Origin of the sequence: Aureimonas sp. AU20 (assembly GCF_001442755.1) — a bacterium.
Classification (GTDB): Bacteria; Pseudomonadota; Alphaproteobacteria; order Rhizobiales; family Rhizobiaceae; genus Aureimonas.
This window is the reverse complement of the sequence record NZ_CP006367.1, coordinates 1434848-1453227: the sequence shown is the minus strand read 5'-3', so window position 1 is coordinate 1453227 and position 18380 is coordinate 1434848. Positions and strand designations below refer to the sequence as shown.

General features: G+C 69.2%; 13 protein-coding genes and 1 pseudogene. 3 read left to right on the top strand and 11 right to left on the bottom strand.

Going from position 1 to position 18380, the window contains the following annotated elements:
• Nucleotides 1–11: 11 nt before the first annotated feature.
• The 3 genes from M673_RS06405 to M673_RS06395 are packed head-to-tail and all read right to left on the bottom strand — an operon-like array spanning nucleotide 12 to nucleotide 2427.
• Entirely contained in the window at nucleotides 12–248 is a 237-nt protein-coding gene (locus M673_RS06405; RefSeq protein ID WP_061974595.1) for a DUF4170 domain-containing protein, read from the bottom strand.
• Between the two features lie 56 nt (nucleotides 249–304).
• Nucleotides 305–1087 carry a 3'(2'),5'-bisphosphate nucleotidase CysQ gene (locus M673_RS06400; RefSeq protein WP_061974593.1) on the bottom strand — a complete coding sequence of 261 codons (783 nt, stop codon included), beginning with the start codon at nucleotides 1085–1087 and terminating at the stop codon, nucleotides 305–307.
• Between the two features lie 2 nt (nucleotides 1088–1089).
• Nucleotides 1090–2427, bottom strand: coding sequence for a TldD/PmbA family protein (locus M673_RS06395; RefSeq protein ID WP_061974591.1), 1338 nt, complete (start codon nucleotides 2425–2427; stop codon nucleotides 1090–1092).
• A gap of 92 nt (nucleotides 2428–2519) precedes the next feature.
• Between M673_RS06395 and M673_RS06390 the strand changes: the two genes are divergently transcribed.
• Nucleotides 2520–4373, top strand: coding sequence for a monovalent cation:proton antiporter-2 (CPA2) family protein (locus tag M673_RS06390; protein ID WP_061974589.1), 1854 nt, complete (start codon nucleotides 2520–2522; stop codon nucleotides 4371–4373).
• 71 nt (nucleotides 4374–4444) lie between these two features.
• Nucleotides 4445–5482 carry a DNA topoisomerase IB gene (locus M673_RS06385; RefSeq protein WP_061974587.1) on the top strand — a complete coding sequence of 346 codons (1038 nt, stop codon included), beginning with the start codon at nucleotides 4445–4447 and terminating at the stop codon, nucleotides 5480–5482.
• Between the two features lie 65 nt (nucleotides 5483–5547).
• On the opposite strand, the gene M673_RS06380 is transcribed toward M673_RS06385, so the two are convergent.
• From M673_RS06380 to M673_RS24870, 5 genes and pseudogenes are all read right to left on the bottom strand, one after another.
• Entirely contained in the window at nucleotides 5548–6426 is an 879-nt protein-coding gene (locus M673_RS06380; RefSeq protein ID WP_061974585.1) for a patatin-like phospholipase family protein, read from the bottom strand.
• Between the two features lie 194 nt (nucleotides 6427–6620).
• A complete protein-coding gene (locus M673_RS06375) occupies nucleotides 6621–7952 on the bottom strand; it encodes a M16 family metallopeptidase (protein ID WP_061974583.1) in 1332 nt (443 codons plus the stop codon).
• A gap of 23 nt (nucleotides 7953–7975) precedes the next feature.
• A complete protein-coding gene (locus M673_RS06370) occupies nucleotides 7976–9496 on the bottom strand; it encodes a M16 family metallopeptidase (RefSeq protein ID WP_061974581.1) in 1521 nt (506 codons plus the stop codon).
• A gap of 334 nt (nucleotides 9497–9830) precedes the next feature.
• On the bottom strand, nucleotides 9831–10391 hold the full coding sequence (rsmD, locus tag M673_RS06365; RefSeq protein ID WP_061977697.1) for a 16S rRNA (guanine(966)-N(2))-methyltransferase RsmD: 561 nt from the start codon (nucleotides 10389–10391) through the stop codon (nucleotides 9831–9833).
• Between the two features lie 18 nt (nucleotides 10392–10409).
• Nucleotides 10410–11948: pseudogene (locus M673_RS24870) on the bottom strand (pseudouridine synthase); the annotation flags it as partial.
• Between the two features lie 864 nt (nucleotides 11949–12812).
• Here M673_RS24870 and M673_RS06355 point away from each other — a divergent pair.
• A complete protein-coding gene (locus M673_RS06355) occupies nucleotides 12813–13241 on the top strand; it encodes a nucleoside deaminase (protein WP_061974579.1) in 429 nt (142 codons plus the stop codon).
• A gap of 20 nt (nucleotides 13242–13261) precedes the next feature.
• Here M673_RS06355 and M673_RS06350 read toward each other — a convergent pair whose 3' ends face one another.
• The 3 genes from M673_RS06350 to M673_RS06340 all read right to left on the bottom strand — a co-directional run bounded on the left by M673_RS06350 (nucleotide 13262) and on the right by M673_RS06340 (nucleotide 18379).
• A complete protein-coding gene (locus tag M673_RS06350; RefSeq protein WP_061974577.1) occupies nucleotides 13262–13903 on the bottom strand; it encodes a hypothetical protein in 642 nt (213 codons plus the stop codon).
• A gap of 213 nt (nucleotides 13904–14116) precedes the next feature.
• Nucleotides 14117–17152, bottom strand: coding sequence for an isoleucine--tRNA ligase (gene ileS, locus M673_RS06345; protein WP_061974575.1), 3036 nt, complete (start codon nucleotides 17150–17152; stop codon nucleotides 14117–14119).
• Between the two features lie 237 nt (nucleotides 17153–17389).
• Entirely contained in the window at nucleotides 17390–18379 is a 990-nt protein-coding gene (locus M673_RS06340; RefSeq protein ID WP_061974573.1) for a bifunctional riboflavin kinase/FAD synthetase, read from the bottom strand.
• Between the last annotated feature and the right edge of the window lies 1 nt (nucleotide 18380).

Below are 18380 nucleotides of genomic sequence, written 5' to 3'. Positions count from 1 at the left end.
TCTAGCGCCGGTCACTGGCCCTGCGGGTCGAGCAGCCGGTGCATGTGGACGATGAAGTAGCGCATGGCCGCGTTGTCGACGGTGGCCTGCGCCTTGCCGCGCCAGGCGGCAAGCGCCGAGGCGTAGTCGGGATAGATGCCGACGATGTCGAGCGCCGACAGGTCGCGGAAATCCACCGCATCCAAGCTGTTCAGCTCGCCGCCGAACACGAGATGCAGCAGCTGCTTGGGCTTTTCTTCGCTGACCATTCGAACAGTCTCCGATTGACGGGATAGGCGGACCAAAGGGGAGGACGGCGGCCGGTTCAGGCCGCTTCGAGACCGTAATCCAGGAGGCGACGAACCGCGCCCTGCGCGCCGGCCACGAGGACGCCATGCCTTTCCGGGGCGGGATTGTAAAGATGCGGCTGGCCGTCGGCGCGAACGAGACGCCCGCCGGCCCGCTCCAGGATCAGATCGCCCGCCGCGATGTCCCAATCGTTGGCGCGCGCGCCGACCAGCGTCCCGTCCAGCCGGCCGCTCGCCACCATGGCGAGGCGATAGGCGAGCGATGGCACGTTGGCGGCAAAATCGATCTCCCCGCCCCGAGCGTCTTCCAGCCGGCGGCGCATGGAATCGGGCATGGACAGAAGCAGCTTGCGCTTGCGCTCGAAGGCCGAGACGGCAATCGGCTGGTCGTTCAGCGTCGCCGCGCCGTCGGCGGTCGCGCCGAACACTTCGCCCAGCGCCGGCGCGTCCAGCACGCCCGCGATCGGCCGCCCAGCGCCGATCACCGCGACGGAGATGCACCAGGTCGTCTCGCCGCGCAGGAAGGCGCGCGTGCCGTCGATCGGGTCCACCACGAAGAAGCGTTGCTCGCCCGCCCCGGCAGGCTGGGCGGCGGTTTCCTCCGAGATCCAGCCATAGTGGGGCCGGGCCGCCAGCAGGACGCGGCGCAGATGGGCGTCGGCCGCGAAATCGGCCTCCGACACGGGCGAGGAGCCTTTCCACCAGACCTCCGGCTCCCGCTTCCAGAAGCCGAGCGCGATGCGCCCGGCCTCGGCGGCGGCGGTCCGGATCAGCGCAAGATCGTCCTCCGGCGTGAACATCCCTAGCGGCCCGCGACCGTCATCTCACCGATGCGCAGGGTCGGCACCACCAGCGAGAAGCGCGTGTCGCCATCGTTCGCCGGTTCGATCGCGGCGAACATGTCGGTGAGATTGCCGGCGATGGTGAACTCCGAAACAGGGCCGGCGAGTTCGCCATTCTCGATCAGGAAGCCCGAGGCGCCGCAGCTATAATCGCCGGTCACGAGATTGGCGCCGTGCCCGATCGTCTCCGTGACGTAGATGCCCCGCCCCGTGTCGCGGATCAGCTCGGCGGCGCTCCGCGCGCCCGGCGTCAGCGTAACGTTGGACGAAGAGGGCGAAACGCCGCTGGAGGAGCGCGAGGCGCGGCCGTTGGAAGCAAGGTTCAACTCGCGCGCCGTGGCGCTGTCCAGCACCCAATTGCGCAGCGTGCCGTTCTCGACCAACATCAGCCGCTCGCCGCGCACGCCTTCGCCGTCGAAGGGGCGCGAGCCCGGCCGGCGGGCCAGCTGCGGATCGTCCACGAGGTCGAGCCCCTCGGGCAGGACGCGCTTGCCCATCCGGTCCTTCAGGAAGCTGGTGCGCCGGGCGATGGAGGCGCCGTTCAGCGCGCCAACCAGGCTGCCGATCAAGCCGCGAGAAACGCGGGGGTCGAGCACGACGGCATAGCGCCCGGTGTCCATCTTCGCAGGGTGAAGGCGGCGCACCGCGCGCTCGCCGGCCCGCCGGCCGATCGTCTCGGCCGCGTCGAGATCGTCGGCATGGATGCGCGAATCGAAGTCGTAGTCGCGCTCCATGCCCGTGCCCTCGCCGGCGACCACGCTGACCGAGCGCGAGAAGCCCGAGCGCAGCCGCGACCCGGAAAAGCCGGTGGAAGTGACGAGCACGAGGCCCGACGTGCCGAAACCCGACGTCGCGCCGCTGGAATTGCTGACGCCTTGAACGGCAAGCGCCGCCGCTTCCAGCGCCTTGGCCTCGTCGGCCAGCGCCGCGCCGTCCCGCTCGGTCGGATCATAAAGGTCGAGCCCGTCCGCCCCGTCCGACAGGAGGCTCGCGTCGGCAAGGCCCGCATAGGGGTCTTCCGGCGAAACGCGCGCCATGGCGACGGCGCGCTCGGCGAGCCTTTGCGGGTCAGAGCGGAGATCGGACGAAACGGTCGCGACCCGTCGGCCGACGAAGACGCGCAGCGAGACCTCGTCGCTCTCGCTGGATTCCAGCTCCTCCACGCGGCCCATGCGCACCTGCACTGACCGCGAGCGCGCGCTCACCACGGCGGCGTCGGCGGCGTCGGCGCCGCTGCGACGAGCAGCCTCGACCAGCCTTGCGCCGAGGTCGAGAAGGCGCGGAATATCGTCATTCATGGGGGAACCGCCGAAACTTTTGCACTTGCACCATCTATTATGCCATTCGCTGCCTTCAAGCCGAATTGACCGACCGCCCTGGAGGATTCCCCGTGGAACAAACCGTCCCGCTGTTTCTGGAAATCCTTCTGATCCTGGGCGGCGGCATTCTGGCCGGCACCTTGTTCAAGCGGATCGGCCTCGGCACCGTTCTCGGCTATCTCTTCGCCGGGATCGTGCTCGGGCCGCTGCTCCGCGTGGTGGAAAGCGGCCAGAACGAGATCCTGCATATCGGCGAACTCGGCGTCGTCTTCCTTTTGTTCATCATCGGCCTGGAACTCAAGCCCTCGCGTCTCTGGTCGCTGCGTCGGCAGATCTTCGGCCTCGGCCTCGCGCAGGTTCTCCTGACGGGCGCGGCGCTCACCGCCGCCCTCGCCTTCCTGCCGCTCGGCTGGCGCGCGGCCTGTGTCATCGGCTTCGGCTTCGCCCTTTCCTCCACCGCCTTCGCACTGCAGCTTCTGGAGGAGGCGGGCGAGCTCAACACGCGCTTCGGCCAGACCTCCTTCTCGGTTCTCCTGTTCCAGGACCTCGCCATCGTGCCGCTTCTGGCGGCGCTGCCGATCCTCGCGCCGGGCGGGGGCGACGCGGGAATCGACGTGCGGGCCGTGGGAATGAGCTTCGCCGCGCTCGGCGCGCTGGTCCTGTCGGGCCGCTATCTCATCAACCCGCTGTTTCGAATTCTCGCCAATTCAGGCGCGCGAGAGGTGATGATCGGCGCGGCGCTCTTCGTGGTGCTGGCCTCGGCGCTGCTCATGGCGCTGGCCGGCTTCTCCATGGCCATGGGCGCCTTCATCGCCGGCGTGCTGCTGGCCGAATCCAACTACCGGCACGAGCTGGAAGCCAATATCGACCCGTTCCGCGGCCTGCTGCTCGGCCTGTTCTTCATCGCCGTCGGCCTGTCGCTCGACATCACGGTGATCGCCGATAATTGGTGGATCATTCTGCTCGCCGCCCCCGCCTTGATGCTGGTGAAGGCCGCCGTCCTCTTCCCGCTCTGCCTTCTGTTCGGCGAAAGCCGGCAGACGGCGCTGCGCACGGCGCTGATCCTGCCGCAGGGCGGCGAGTTCGCCTTCGTGCTCTTCTCGGCCGCCTCCTCGGCCGCGATCTTCGACGGGCAGATCGGCTCGCTCCTCGTCTCCGTCGTCACGCTGTCCATGGCGCTAACGCCGCTCACCGCCTATCTCGGCCGCCGCCTGTCGGGCGAGGATGCCGAGCTGGAGGAACTGGAAGAGGATTTCGCCGGTGCCGGCGCCGACATCCTGATGATCGGCTTCTCGCGCTTCGGCCAGATGGCGGCGCAGGTTCTGCTTTCCAGCGGCTACGACATGACGATCCTCGACTCCTCGGCCGAGCGCATCAAGTCGGCCGGGCGGTTCGGTTTCCGCATCTATTTCGGCTCGGGCCTGCGGCGCGACGTGCTGGCCGCCGCCGGCATCAGGCAGGCCAAGGTCGTCCTGGTCTGCACCAACAAGCCGGAGATCACCAATGGCGTGGTTGATCTGATCCGCTCGGAATTTCCCGAGACGCGGCTTTTCGTGCGCTCCTACGATCGAAACCATTCGCTGTCGCTGCGCGAGCGGGGCGTCGCCTTCGAGCTGCGCGAAACGCTGGAATCGGCGCTGCGCTTCGGCGGCGAGACGCTGCGCGAGCTGGGCTTCGAGCCCGAGCGCATCGAGGAGATCGTGGACGACGTGCGCCGGCGCGACGCCGAGCGGCTGGCGCTCCAGCAGGCGCGCGGCGCGGGCGTCGGTGGCGGCAGCGTGCTCGCCCCCTCGCGCGTTTCGCCCGAGCCCCTCACCCGCCCGCGCCGGGCCGACGGCGCCGTGCGCCAGCCGCGCGGCGCGCCCCCGCGCCATCTGCAGGAGGCCGCCGATCGGCAGCCGAGCGAGGCCGCCCCGCCGGCTTGAGCGCCCACGGAACTGGGAGCCGGCGGCGGAGTTTAGGTCTGACCTTTTCGCCGCTGGCCCCCGCTGCTTTGATGAACAAACGCCTTCAGTTTCACGCCGATCGCATCGGCCTCGTCATGGTCGATCCCGCCGCGTTCGAGATCGAGCAGCACAAGCATGGGCGTGGAAACCGCGTTTGCTTCTCGACCGGCGAGAAGATCACCGACAAGCGCCTGAAGGCGCGGATCAAGGCGCTGGTGATTCCGCCTGCCTGGACGGACGTCCGGATCTGCGTCGAGGAGAACGGCCATATCCAGGCCGTCGGGCGCGACGAGAAGGGCCGCATCCAGTATCGCTACCACGACTCGTGGGTCAGCGTGCGAAACGCGGTGAAGACCGAACGCCTGCTGCGCTTCGGCCGCGCCTTGCCGAAGCTGCGTCGGCGCATCGGCAAGGACCTGCGCCGCCGCGCGCTGGACCGGCAGACCACCTCGGCCGTCGCCGCCCGCCTGATCGACGTGTCCGCCATGCGGCCAGGGCACGAAAAATATGCCGAGGATGGCGGGCGCGGCGTCGCCTCGCTGCGCAAGGGCAATCTGACCGTCAAGAAGAGCCGCGCCACGCTGCGCTTCGTCGGCAAGTCCAGCAAGCTCAACGTCGTGGAGATCGAGGATCGATCGCTGGTTCGCTCGCTGGAAAAGATGCGCGCCCAGAAGGGCAAGCGCCTGTTCCGCTTTCGCGGCGAAGACGCCAAACCCCGCGACCTGACCGCGACGCTTCTCAACGACTATCTCAAGGACGCGGCCCACGCCAAGATTTCGGCCAAGGACTTCCGCACCTTCCACGGCTCAGCCGAGGCGCTGCGCTTTTTGGTGGAAGAGGTGACGCCGACTGATGCCGACACCGACGCCAAGCGACGGCGCGTCATCGGCAAGGCGATGAAGGCGGTGAGCGAGATGCTGCGCAACACGCCGGCCGTGGCACGGGCGTCCTACGTCCATCCCGAGATCGTCTCGGCCTTCGAAACCGATCGCCTGCCCTCCGACCTTCTGAAGGGCCGCTGCCGCGAAGGGCTGACCAAGGCGGAAAGTGCGCTGATGCGGTTTCTGGAAGAGACCGCGACGCGCTGAAGCCTGCCAGGTAAATCGGCCGCGCTTCGCCGTCGGGCAATGCAAAAACCTACCGACCTGAAGCGTTAGCCCGCCAGCCGCAGACGCGCTTCCAAGGCCTCGCCGACGCGGCGCTTGGTCTCTTCGCGCAGGGCGGCGGTTTCCTCGATGATGACGCGCGCGCGCATGAAATCGAGAACCTTGTAGGTTGAGACCTCCGGCTGGATCAGAACGTCCGGCGCGATGCAGCCGAGCTTGGCGCGGATGATGGCGTGCATCATCAGCTGCGAGGCGCCGAACATGGCCTCCATGGGCGAAGGCATGAGCGAGCCCGAATCGACCGGCCCGCCCGTCACGTCGCAGGCGACGACGAAGTCGGTCTCCTCCGCCACCACGTCGAAGGGCAGCGGGTTGCTGATGCCGCCGTCGATCAGCACCTCTTCGTCGCGCCGCACCGGGCGAAACACGGCGGGAAGCGCGACAGAGGCACCGACCGCGCTCGGCAGATCGCCCGTACGCAGCGGCCGCTCGCCGCCGGCAAAGAAGCTCGTCGCCATGACGGTCAGCGGAATGCGCAGTTCTTCGAAGGTCTTGGGGACGATCTCCGGCAGGAACGCGGCCACGACCTTTTCGGCATTGAGCTGGCCGAAACGGAAGCCGCCATCGGCCAGGAACTCGCCGAGGCTCGCCGGCCGCGTGCGCCAGAGCTTGCCGACCACGAGGCGGCGATGGGCGAGAGACTGGAGGACATGATCCTCGATCTCGATGCCGGTCAGCCCGGCGGAATAGGCCGCGCCGATCAACGCGCCGATCGAGGTGCCGGCGATATGGGCGGGGCGCAGGCCCAGTTCGTCCAGCGCCCGCAGGACATGGATATGCGCGATCCCCCGCGCCCCGCCCCCGCCAAGCGCCAAGCCGAGGCGCGGCAGGGCGGCGGAAACAGGGGATGCGGGAAGTTGGCTCATGGGACCTGTCGGCTGGCGCTAGAGCATTATCCAACGGCAAAGCGGATGCGCTTTGCCGTTGGATAATGCGACGAAGTCAAAGACCTAGAGCAATTTCGGTGAATCCTTATTCACCGGAATTGCTCTAGTCGGCGCCCCGAAAATGGATCGCCGACCGGGTTTCGCCAAGGTCTTTCGACGCCTCGCCGGCGCGATCAGCTTCCGGCCGGGCCGACGGTGACGATCGTCGGGTCGGTGGCGAGCAATTCCTTGGCGACGCGCTTGGTGTCGTCCATCGTCACCGCGTCGATCAGGCCCTGGCGCTTGTCGATGTAGTCGACGCCGAGGTCTTCTAGCTGGATGCCGACGAGGGTCGAGGCGATGGAGAGAGAAGACGACAGGTTCTGCACGGCGTAGGAGCCCTTCACGAAGGCCTTGGCCTTGGCAAGCTCGTCCTCGGTCGGGCCGTTCTCGGCCATGCGCTTCAGCTCGGTGCGGATGATGGCGATGCTCTCGCTCGCCTTGTCGGCGCGTGTCGCGGTCGAGCCCGCCAGCATGGCGGCATGGTCGAAGCTGGAAAGCCCGGTGCCGACGCCATAGGCGAGGCCCCGCTTCTCGCGGATTTCCTGGTAGAGGCGCGAAGAGAAAGTGCCCCCGCCCAGGACATGGTTCACGAGATAGGCGGCGAAGAAGTCGGGGTCCTTGCGCTGAACGCCCGGCAGCGCGAACTGGATCTGCGTCTGCGGAACGTCGAGCGTCACCGTCTCGCTCTTGCCCGTCACCGGACGGATGTCGGGAACGGGTTTCAGCTCGGCGGTCTGGCGCAAGGGGCCGAAGGTCTCGTCCAGCCGCCGCTTCAGCGTCTCGGGGCTGATCGCGCCGACGACGCCGACCACCAGATTGTCACGCCCGAAATGCGTGGCGCGGAACGACTTGAGATCGTCCGCCGTCACGCTGGCCAGCGTCTCCTGCGTGCCCTCCAGCGGCCGGGAATAGGCATGGTCGGGAAACACGGTGCGGCGGAAGGCGCGCGAGGCGAGCGTGCCGGGGTCCTGCTCGTTGGCGCGAATATTGGCCGCGATCTGGCCCCGGATGCGCGCCACCGGCTCCTCGTCGAAGCGCGGCTCGTTCAGCGAGAGCTTCAGGAGGCGGAAGGCCTCGTCCTCGTTCTCGACGATGGTGCGGAAATTGCCGGAGAAATTGTCGAAGCCCGCGTCATAGGAGAGAGCGACGCCGAGTTCGTCCAGCTTGCCCTGAAAATCCTGGCTCTTGATGTCGCCGGCGCCCTCGTCCAGGAGGCCGGACAGGAGATTGGCCGTGCCCTCCTTGCCGGGCGCGTCCTGCGTCGAGCCCGCGCCCTTGAAGGCGAAGCGCATGGCGATTAGCGGGTTGGTGTAGTCCTCGACCAGAAGGGCGTGGATGCCCCCCGGGCTCGTGACTTCCTTGATCTCCACCGCCTCGGCGGCGTTGAGGACGGTCAAGAAGCCGGCGGCGGTGAGGCCGAGAAGGCAGGCGGCGCGGCGCAGAGGCGCGGTGAAGGCGTTCATGGAAAAGGTCCCTCTGCGGTCGATCAGGAGCGGGTGTCGCCGGGCACCGGCGCGCCGGCGGTCGGGTCCACCGCGCCGGCGGCGGCAGGCGAGCCCTCCGGCGCCTTGGCCTCGGCGCTGCTTTCGGCCGTGGCCGGCAGAAGCGTGCCGGTGACGGAGCGCTTCTTCTGGAGGTAAGCGCGGGCGGCGGCGTTCACCTGGTCTACCGTGACGGCCTCGATCCGGGCCGGCCAGCTTTCGATCTCGGCGATCGTCTGCCCAGTGGAGAGCGCCGCGCCGTAGCGGCGCGCCATGGAGGTCTGATTGTCGCGCTGGTAGATCAGCGCCTTGCGCACGCGGTTCTTGGCCGATTCCAGCTCGGCCGGCGTCACGCCGTCCTTCACCAGCTTCTCGACCTCGGCGTCGACGGCCTTCTCCACCTGCTCCAGCGTCGCCTCGCCGCGCGGCGTGCCATAGGTCATGAATTGGCCGTCATCCAGCGCCGTGCCCTGGTAATAGGCGCCGGTGCCGGCCGCGATGCCCTGCTCCACCACGAGCGCGCGGTAGAGCCGGCTCGTGGCGCCCCCGCCCAGAATGTCGGCGAGAAGATCGAGCGACTCGGCCTCGCCGGGCTTGGCCGTGTTCTCGGACGGGGCGAGATAGGTGGTCTGGACGCTCGGCTGCGTCACGCGCGGGTCCGACAGGGAAACGGTGCGGGTGGCGCGGGGCTCGGGCTCCTGCGGCCGGTCGCGCTCGCCCGGCTCGGCGCGGCGCTTGACCTTGCCGAAGGTCTCCTCCGCCATGGCGCGCACCTGATCCAGCGTCACGTCGCCGGCGATCAGGAGCGTGGCGTTGTTGGGCGTGTAGTAGCGATTGTAGAAGGCGATCGCGTCGTCGCGCGAGAGCTTCTCCATCTCGTGGCGCCAGCCGATCACCGGGATGCCGTAATGTGAATTCTGGAACAGGGCGGCGTCCACCGCCTCGGACAGCTGCGCGCCGGGATCGTTGTCGATCCGCATGCGGCGCTCCTCCAGGATCACGTCGCGCTCGGGCAGAACCACCTCGTCGGTCAGGACGAGATTCTCCATCCGGTCGGCTTCGAACCCCATCATATCGCGCAGCGCCTCGACCGGCACCTGCTGGTAATAGGCGGTGTAGTCGTAGGAGGTGAAGGCGTTCTCCTCGCCGCCGATGGCGGACACGGCGTTGGAGAACTCGCCCTCCTTATGCGTCTTCGTGCCCTTGAACATGAGATGTTCGAGGAAGTGGGCGATGCCGCTGACGCCGGGCGTCTCGTCGGCCGAGCCGACCTTGTACCAGATCATCTGCGTAGCGATCGGCGCGCGGTGGTCGGGCAGCACCACGACCTGCAGCCCGTTCGCCAGCGTGAAGCTCTCGATCTTCGGCCGCTTGGCCTCGGCCTCGGCGGCCGCTCCGGTCTGAGCAGAGGCGGCGGGAGCGCCGGGCTGCGGCGCCGGAGTCTGCGCAAAAGCGGGCGTCAGCATGGAGCCGGCCAGAAGTGCGGCAAGGCAGGACGCGCGCAAGCGGCGAAGAGGAGACGTCATGAAAGGGCTGTTCCTCGCGTTCGGGGCTTCGTCGGTCAAGCCGCCGGTATGCCTTGTGGCAGCAAAAGGCACCAATTACGTTTTTGTAAGGGCCGGCGCGACGGGCCAAAGCGCTGTCACGCCGCTTTCGGGAGCCGGTTGCGCGCCTCGCCGGCATTGGTCGGACGGCGTTTTGCACCATCAACCGAGGGCAAGCCGAGCAGCACGGGCGCGGAAGACCCGCGACCGTCCGGTTGAATGGCTATCGATGCGCCTGCGCATTGCCCAATGTGGACACCTTGCCGATTGCGAAAGAGCCTCGTCACCAGTCCGAACACAGACTTCCCGGCAAGCCTCAAGCGACAGCGAGTCGCAGGAAGCGCAGCCGCGTTTCGCCCATCGTGCGCTCGTCCTCGATCTCGAGGCCGCTCACCGGCTCGAAGGGCGCATTCAGAGCCTCTTCCAGCACCACCAGCGCGTCGGGCTTCAGCCAGCCGCCGACGAGCGCACCGGCCAGGGCCGCCTCGCCGAGCCGCTTGCCGTAGGGCGGGTCGAGCAGCACGAGGTCGAAGGGCTCGATCGTGCCCGCCGGCCCCAGCTTCGTCGCATCGCGCCGCAGAATCTTGGTGCAGCCGCCGAGGCCGAAGCTCTCGACATTGGTGCGGATGAGCCCGCGCCCTTCCGCGCTTTCCTCGACGAACGTGCCGAAGCGACAGCCGCGCGAGAGCGCTTCCAGCCCGAGCGCGCCCGTGCCGGCGAAGAGATCGAGCACCCGGCCGCCGTCGAAGCGAAAGCCGAACCCATGCTGGAGAATGTCGAACAGGGCGCCGCGATGGCGCTCCGAGGTCGGGCGGATGCCCTCCCCCTTTGGCGTGGCCAGCGGACGCCCCTTCAGGGCGCCCGCGACGATCCGCATGGCCATGCGGGATTAGGACCGATCGCCGCGCGGCGGCCGTCCACCGGCGCCGCCCGGGCGCGGCCCACGCGGACGATCGCTGCCGCCGGGGCGTGAGCCGCCGGCCGGACGGGGCGTGCGCGGACGATCGCCGCCGGGACGATCACCACTGGGGCGACCGGCGCCCGCGCGCTCACCGCCAAAAGGCCGCTCGCCGCGCGGGCGATCGCTTCCGCCTTCCGCACGCGGGCGGAAGGTGCGGGGCTTGGCGTCGCGCTCGACCAAGCGCTCCTCGCGCTCGCGCTTCTTCTTCTCGCCCATGGCGCGGGCGCCGGGCGCCATCCAGACATTGGACGAGCGCTTGGCGGCAACCGGCGCGCTCGGCCGGCGGGCCGGACGCTCGCCGCTCTCGCCGCCCTCGTCGGAGCGTGGGCGGAACGGCTTGCGCTCGCGATCGCCGCCGCGATCATTGCCCTCGCGGGCTCGGAAGGGACGCGCCGAGCGGTCGCCATCGCCGTCACGGCCCGTGCGGGGGCCGCGCGGGGCCTTGGTGTCCATGCGCGAGAGCGCGTCCTCGCGCTTGGCGGCGCCGAACTTCTTGCGGTTGGGCGTGACGTCGGAGGCCGAGATCCACTCGCGGCCGGCGCGCTGGGGCTTTTCCTCGGTTTCCGGCGCGGTGTCGGCCTGCTGCCGGCGGCCAGCCAGCACGGGCTTGTTGGAGAAGGGCGTGACGATCGGCGCGTCGAAATCGGCGCCCGACTCCTCGATCAGCGTCGGCCCGAGTTGCTCGCGCAGCGTGCGGCCGTTGATCTCCTGCACCGCGCCCTCTTCCAGCTCGCCGAGCTGGAACGGGCCGAAGCTGAGGCGGATCAGCCGGTTCACGTCGAGGCCGAGATGGCCGAGCACGCGCTTGACCTCGCGGTTCTTGCCCTCGCGCAGGCCCAGCGTCAGCCAGACATTGGAGCCCTGCTTGCGGTCCAGCGTCGCCTCGATCGCGCCGTAGAACACGCCGTCCACCGCCACGCCGTTGCGCAGATCGTCCAGCTTGGCCTGGTCGATGTCGCCATGGGCGCGCACGCGGTAGCGCCGCATCCAGCCGGTGGCCGGCAGTTCCAGCGTGCGGGCGAGGCCGCCATCGTTGGTGAGAAGCAGGAGGCCTTCGGTGTTGATGTCGAGCCGGCCGATGGTGAGCACGCGCGGCATGTCCTGCGGCAGGCGGTCGAACACGGTCGGGCGCCCTTCCGGGTCGCGGTTCGTGGTGACCAGCCCGGCCGGCTTGTGGAACATCCACAGGCGCGTGCGCTCGATCGCCGGCAGCGGACGGCCGTCGATCTCGATCTGGTCGGTCATCTTGACGTCGACGGCCGGCGAATCCAGCCGCTTGCCGTTCAGTGTCACGCGGCCGTCCGCGATCATGCCTTCCGCGTCGCGCCGCGAGGCGATGCCGGCGCGGGCCAGCCGCTTGGCGATCCGCATCCGGTCGTCGCCGGCGGCGCCCACAACGCGCGGGCTGGCGGCCCGAGACGGACGGTCCTCGGAGCGGCGCGGGCGATCCCCGCCCCGGTCCTCGCCCTGCACGGCGCGCGGCTTACGCTCGCCGGTCGCGCCATGCGATAGGCGGCCGTAGGAGCGCGGCTTCTCGGTCTTGCCGTCTTCCGTGGTTCGCGCGCCGCCATGGCTGTACATGCCGCGCGAGCGGGGAACGAAGCTCTTCTCGCCGCCCTCGCCCGCATCGCGCTTCGGACGGCCACCCGGCTTGCCCCCTTCGCGCGGGCGGAAGGTCCGCTCGCCACCTTCGGAGCGCTCGGCACGGGGACGGAACGGCTTGTCGCCACGCGGCGCGCCACGCTCGCCCTCAGTCCGGGCACGGAACGGACGGCCCTCGCCGGTTTCGGTGCGCGGACGGAACGTGCGCTCGCCGCCTTCGGAACGCTCCGTGCGGGCGCGGAACGGCTTGTCGCCACGCGGCGCGGCGCGCTCGCCATCCGGCCGGGCACGGGGCGCGCGGCTCTCGCCGCCCTCGGTGCGCGGGCGGAACGTGCGCTCGCCGCCTTCGGGGCGCTCCGTGCGGGCGCGGAACGGCTTGTCGCCGCGCGATGCGCTGCGCTCAGCGCCTTCCGTCCGGGCCCGCGGCGCGCGGCTCTCGCCGCTCGCGCCTTCCGGCTTGGCGCGGGCGGGGCGGTCGCCCCGCGCGCCCTTGGCCGCCGCGCCGAATGGCTTGTCGCCGCGCGGCGCGCGCTTTTCGCCCGCCCCGCCCGAGGCTGGCCGTGCGCCCCGAGGGCCGCTCTTGCCGCCCCCGCCGCGCGTGGAACCACCCTTGCCTTTGCCGCCCGAACGGCCGTCCGTGTCGTCGCTCATCTTTTCGCTATGCCTTGTTTCGCGCGACGCATATCAAAAACCCGTCGTCGAAACGAGGGAAACCGCGTGTCTCGCTTGAGTTCCATGGAAGAAGCCGTGATCGAGGCCCGTCTGGCCGCCGGCCGGGACGAGACGCCCGTCGGCGCCGTGATCGTGTTCGAGGATCGAATCATCGCCCGCGCCGGGAATGAAACCCGAGCCCGGCGCGATCCGACCGCCCATGCGGAAATTCTGGCGATCCGCCGCGCCTGCGAGGCCGTGGGCGAAGAACGCCTGCCCGGCTTCGATCTGTATGTGACGCTGGAGCCCTGCGCCATGTGCGCGGCGGCGATTTCCTTCGCCCGCATCCGGCGGCTCTACTTCGGCGCGTCCGACCCGAAGGGCGGAGCGGTGGAGAGCGGGCCGCGCTTCTACGCGCAGCCGACCTGCCACCATGCGCCGGAGGTCTATTCCGGGATCGGCGAACGGGAGTCCGCCGATCTTCTTCGCGATTTCTTTCGCGCCAAGCGCTAAGAAGGCCCGGCGCTGGCCGATCAGAAGGGCCAGAGGCTCTTGAGCTTGGAGCCCACCGAGGTGGTGCCCTTGAGGCGGCGCTCCTTCACCTCCTCGTCGTCGCCCGGCACGCCGACCGGCGCCGTGGCGGCGGGCTGGCGATAGGCGAGCGGCGGCTCTGAGAGGTAGCGGCGCTGGTCGGGGCTTCCCTGCGCGCCGACCTTCCTCTTTTCCTGCGCGGCCACGCGCTGGCCGGCCATGGAGCGCGGGTCGATCCAGCTGTTGTCCTCGTCCTGCTGGCGCTTGAAGCTGGCGGGGGCCTCGACCTCCATGCCTTCCTTCTCGGCCGTCATGAAGCCGACCGGCAGGACGCCGTCGCGATTGGGCGCGGCGGCCTGGAGCCGGCCGCGGCGCGCCTCGGGCGATTCGGGCAGGTTGGGATCAGCCACGGTGTCGCGCGGCGCCGGCAGGGCGCCGATCGCCTTCGGCTTCACCAGCTCGGCGCGCGGCGAATAATCGACGCGCGGCTTGGAGGAGCCGAGCGTCACGGCATTGTCCAGATCGTTCAGAAACTGCTGGCCCTGGCTGACGCCGGTGCCATAGGTCGGCCCGACGCAGCCAGATAGCGCACAGGCGCCGGCGAGAAGAGCGAGAACCCGCAGGCGGGCCGTTGCAGAGTTCATGCTGGATTCTTCCCCTCACGCTCGAAACCGCCCGCGCTGGACAAACGGCAACGAGACCTTATCTCGCGCGATCCCACGACAATCCGGCGATTTTGAGAAGCGGCTTTAGCTGAAAGCCGCTTCCCCGTCCAGAAAGGTTAAGAACTCGGAACGAAACGCACCGGGCTTTCCCGCCACCTCACGTCCCGAGTTCGAGGGCGTACCGACCCCGCGTCAGGCCGCGTCGCGGCGAAGCCCCAGCTCGCGCAGGGCGTCCGCGTCGCGCGGCGTCACGTCCGGGAAGTCCGGGTCCGTGCCGACGAGCGGCGAGATCTTCCACGAGCGCTGGCACTTGCGCCCCTCGGCCCGCGCCGGCACGACCGCGATTCCCGGCGTGTCGGCGAGGCGGAAGGCGCCGTCCGGCGCCGGCTCGCCCGAAAGCGAGAGATCGCTGGTGATCGCGATCTCGGCGAAGTCGACGGCGCCGAGCAGCGCGCGCAGGCTCTCGTCCTCGACATGCACCACGGGCGCCGCCTCCAGCGAGGAGCCGATGCGCTTGGCGCGGCGCTCCTCCTCCAAGGCGCCGGTGACGACGCGGCGCACGCGGCGGATCTTCGCCCAGCGCTCGGCCAGGGCCTGATCGCGCCAGGCCGGGTCGCAGGCGCGGAACTGCTCCAGATGCACCGAACGGGCCTCCGGGTGGCGCGACAGCCAGGCCTCTTCCATGGTGAAGGGTAGGAGCGGCGCCAGCCACGTCACCAGCTGGTCGAACAGGATGCGAACGACCTGGAGCGCGGCCTTGCGCCGGGTGGAGGACGGCGCGTCGCAGTAGAGCGCGTCCTTGCGGATGTCGAAGTAGAAAGCCGACAGCTCCACCACCATGAAGTCCGACAGCGTCCGGGCGATGCGCTTGAAGTCGAACGCATCGTAGGCGCGCAGCACCACCTCCTCGATCTCGGCGAGGCGATGGAGCATCAGGCGCTCCAGCTCCGGCATGTCGGCCGGGGCGACGTCCTCGCCCGTGTCGTGGGCGAGCGTGCCGAGCATCCAGCGGATCGTGTTTCGCAGCTTGCGATAGCTGTCGATATTGGTCTGGAGGATCGTCTTCCCGAGGCGCAGGTCCTCCGAATAATCGGAAGAGACGACCCAGAGCCGCAGGATGTCGGCGCCCGACTGCTGGATGACCTCCTGCGGGGTCACCACGTTGCCGAGCGACTTCGACATCTTGCGCCCTTCCTCGTCCATGACGAAGCCGTGCGTCAGCACCGCGTCGTAGGGCGCGCGGCCGCGCGTGCCGCAGGCTTCGAGGAGCGAGGAGTGGAACCAGCCGCGATGCTGGTCCGAGCCCTCGAGATAAAGGTCGGCCGGCCATTTCAGGTCGGGGCGCTTTTCCAGACAGAAGGCGTGGGTGCTGCCCGAATCGAACCAGACGTCGAGGATGTCACGGACCATGGTCCACTTCTCGCCGTCATGCTCGTTGCCGAGGAAGCGCTCCTTGGCGCCTTCCGCGAACCAGGCGTCCGCCCCTTCCCGCTCGAAGGCGGCGAGGATGCGCGCGTTCACCGCCTCGTCCTTCAGGACTTCGCCGTTCTCGTCGGCGAAGACGCAGATCGGCACGCCCCAGGCGCGCTGCCGCGACAGGACCCAATCCGGCCGGTCGGCGATCATGGCGTGGAGCCGGTTCTGCCCGGCGGCCGGCACGAAGCGCGTGTCGGCGATCGCTTTCAAGGCACGCTCACGCAGCGTGTCCTGGCCCGGCGCGGGGGTCTGCGTCCCATAGCCCTTCAGGTCCTTGTCCATATGGACGAACCATTGCGGCGTGTTGCGGAAGATCACCGGCTTCTTGGAGCGCCAGGAATGCGGGTAGGAATGCTTCAGTCGCCCGCGCGCCAGGAGATGGCCGGCCGCCACCAGTGCGTCGATCACGCGCTTGTTGGCGTCGCCCTTCTTGCCCTTGTCGTCGAGCACGCGCGCCGGCCCGCCCTCGGCGTCCGGCCCGAAGCCCGGCACGTCTTTGGTGTAGAAGCCGTCGTCATCCACCGTGAAGGGGATGGCGGCGTCGATGCCGCGCGCTTCCAGATCGCGACGCGAGGCCATCCACACGTCGAAATCCTCGCGGCCGTGGCTGGGCGCGGTGTGGACGAAGCCCGTGCCGGCGTCGTCGGTCACATGGTCGCCGGCCAGAAGCGGCACGGCGAAGCCGTAGCCGCCGCCGAGGCCCTTCAGCGGATGGTCGCAGACGAGGCTGGCGAGATCGGCGGCCGAGACGTCCCGCAGCCGGCGGAAGCCGCCGTCGGGCACGCGCGCCTTGGCGAACGCATCAGCGGCCAGCGCGTCGGCCAGAACCAGCCGCTCGCCATGGCGGGCCCAGCGTGGATTCTCGGCGTCGTCTTCGGCCGTCACCTCGTAGAGCCCGTAGGCGACGCGGGTGGAATAGGCGACCGCGCGGTTGCCGGGGATGGTCCAGGGCGTGGTGGTCCAGATCACCACGCTGGCGCCGTCGAGCGGGCCGAGGTCGGGCTGGCCGGCCTTGGGAAACCCCGACATGCCGCCCTTGAAGGCCGGCGCGAAGCCGCCGGTGGCCGGGCGCACGGGGAACTTCACCCAGATCGTGTCGGACTCGTGGTCGTGATACTCGACCTCGGCCTCGGCCAGCGCCGTCTTCTCGACCACGGACCACATGATGGGCTTGGAGCCGCGATACAGCTGACCGGACATGGCGAACTTCAGGAGCTCGCCGGCGATCACCGATTCGGACTCGAACTTCATGGTGAGATAGGGGTTCTTGAAATCCCCCTCGACGCCCAACCGGCGGAACTCGCCGGACTGCACGCCGACCCAATGCTCGGCATAGGCGCGGCACTCGCGGCGGAAGGCAAGCATGGCGGCCGAGTCCAGAAGGTCGGGCTTGGGCTTGCCCTTGGCGCGGTAGTTCTCTTCCTCGATCTTCCACTCGATCGGCAGGCCGTGGCAGTCCCAACCCGGCACGTAGTTGGAATCGTAGCCGCGCATCTGGAACGAGCGGGTGATCGCGTCCTTCAGCACCTTGTTCAGCGCATGGCCGATATGGAGATGGCCATTGGCATAGGGGGGACCGTCGTGGAGGACGTATTTCGGCCGGCCGGCGGATTCGCGCCGCAGCGTCGCGTAGAGATCCATCTCGTCCCATCGCTTGAGCCAGCGCGGCTCCGCCTCCGGCAGGCCGGCGCGCATGGGAAAGTCGGTCTCGGGCAGGAAGAGCGTCTTGGAATAGTCTGATGTGTCGGTCATGGGTCCGCTTTCGAACGGGCCTGCATCGGGCGAACGGCGCCCGGAAAGGCATGTCTCAACGAGGAACGTCTTTAAATTTCGAGCCCTAGGGCGGGCCGTGCAGGCGCATCCCGGCCTCCGCCCCCGCTTCGCTCAGCGGGCAGCGCAAGCCGGGCGTCTAATTCGCTGGCAAAGACGGGCGGTCGTGTTCCTCATTCGCCCTCTCTATCAATCGCGCCGTTTGAGATAAAGCCCGATCTAGAAAGCGATCGCGGCGTCCAGCTCCGACAGGGGGCCGACGCCCGACAGAAGCGCCCTTGCCTCCTCCGCGTCCCGGTTCATCCGCTCCACCAGCGCCTCGACGCTTTCGAAACGCTCCTCGCCGCGCAGGAAGCCGAAAAGCGAGACGCTGGCCGCCTCGCCATAGAGATCGCCGGAGAAGTCGAAGAGATAAGTCTCGAACAGGGCCGCGCCATTGTCGAAGGTCGGGCGGCGGCCGAAGCTCGCCACGCCGTCATGCAGCGCGCCGTCCGCGCGGCGCAGGCGCACGGCGTAGATGCCGTGCGCAAGAACGCCGTCCTCGCCCAGCATCATGTTGGCCGTGGGATAACCGAGCGTGCGGCCGAGCTTGGCGCCATGCCCGACCACGCCCTCGAAGGTCCAGCGATAGCCGAGAAGGCCGGCGGCGGCCGCCACGTCGCCGTTCATCAGGTCCTCGCGGATGCGCGAGGAGGAGACCACCAGCGCGCCCTCGTCGGCGAAGGCCTCGACTGCGGTGACGCCGAAGCCGAGCCGCGCGCCAGCCTCCGCAAGGAAGGGCAGGTCGCCCTGGCGCCGGGCGCCGAAGCGGAAGTCGAAGCCGACCACGACATGGGCGGCGCCGAGATCGCGCAGCAGCGTTTCCTCCACGAAGATTTCGGCGGGGTGCGCGGCGTATTCGAGATCGAAGGGCTGCTCCACCACGGCCTTGACGCCGAGCGCGCCGAGCAGGCGCGCCTTCATCGAGGCCGGCGTCAGCCGCGCCACCGGCGCCTGCGGGCGGAACACGCTGCGCGGATGCGGCTCGAAGGTGAGGCATAGGAGCGGGCGCCCTTCCCGTTCCGCGACGGCGCGCGCGGTGTCGATCACCGCCTGATGGCCGCGATGCACGCCGTCGAAATTGCCGATCGCCACCACGCCGCCGCGCAGGTTCGCCGGCAGGGCGCTTGCGGCCCCGATGCGCTGGATGGCTCGCGAACCCGCCCGCATG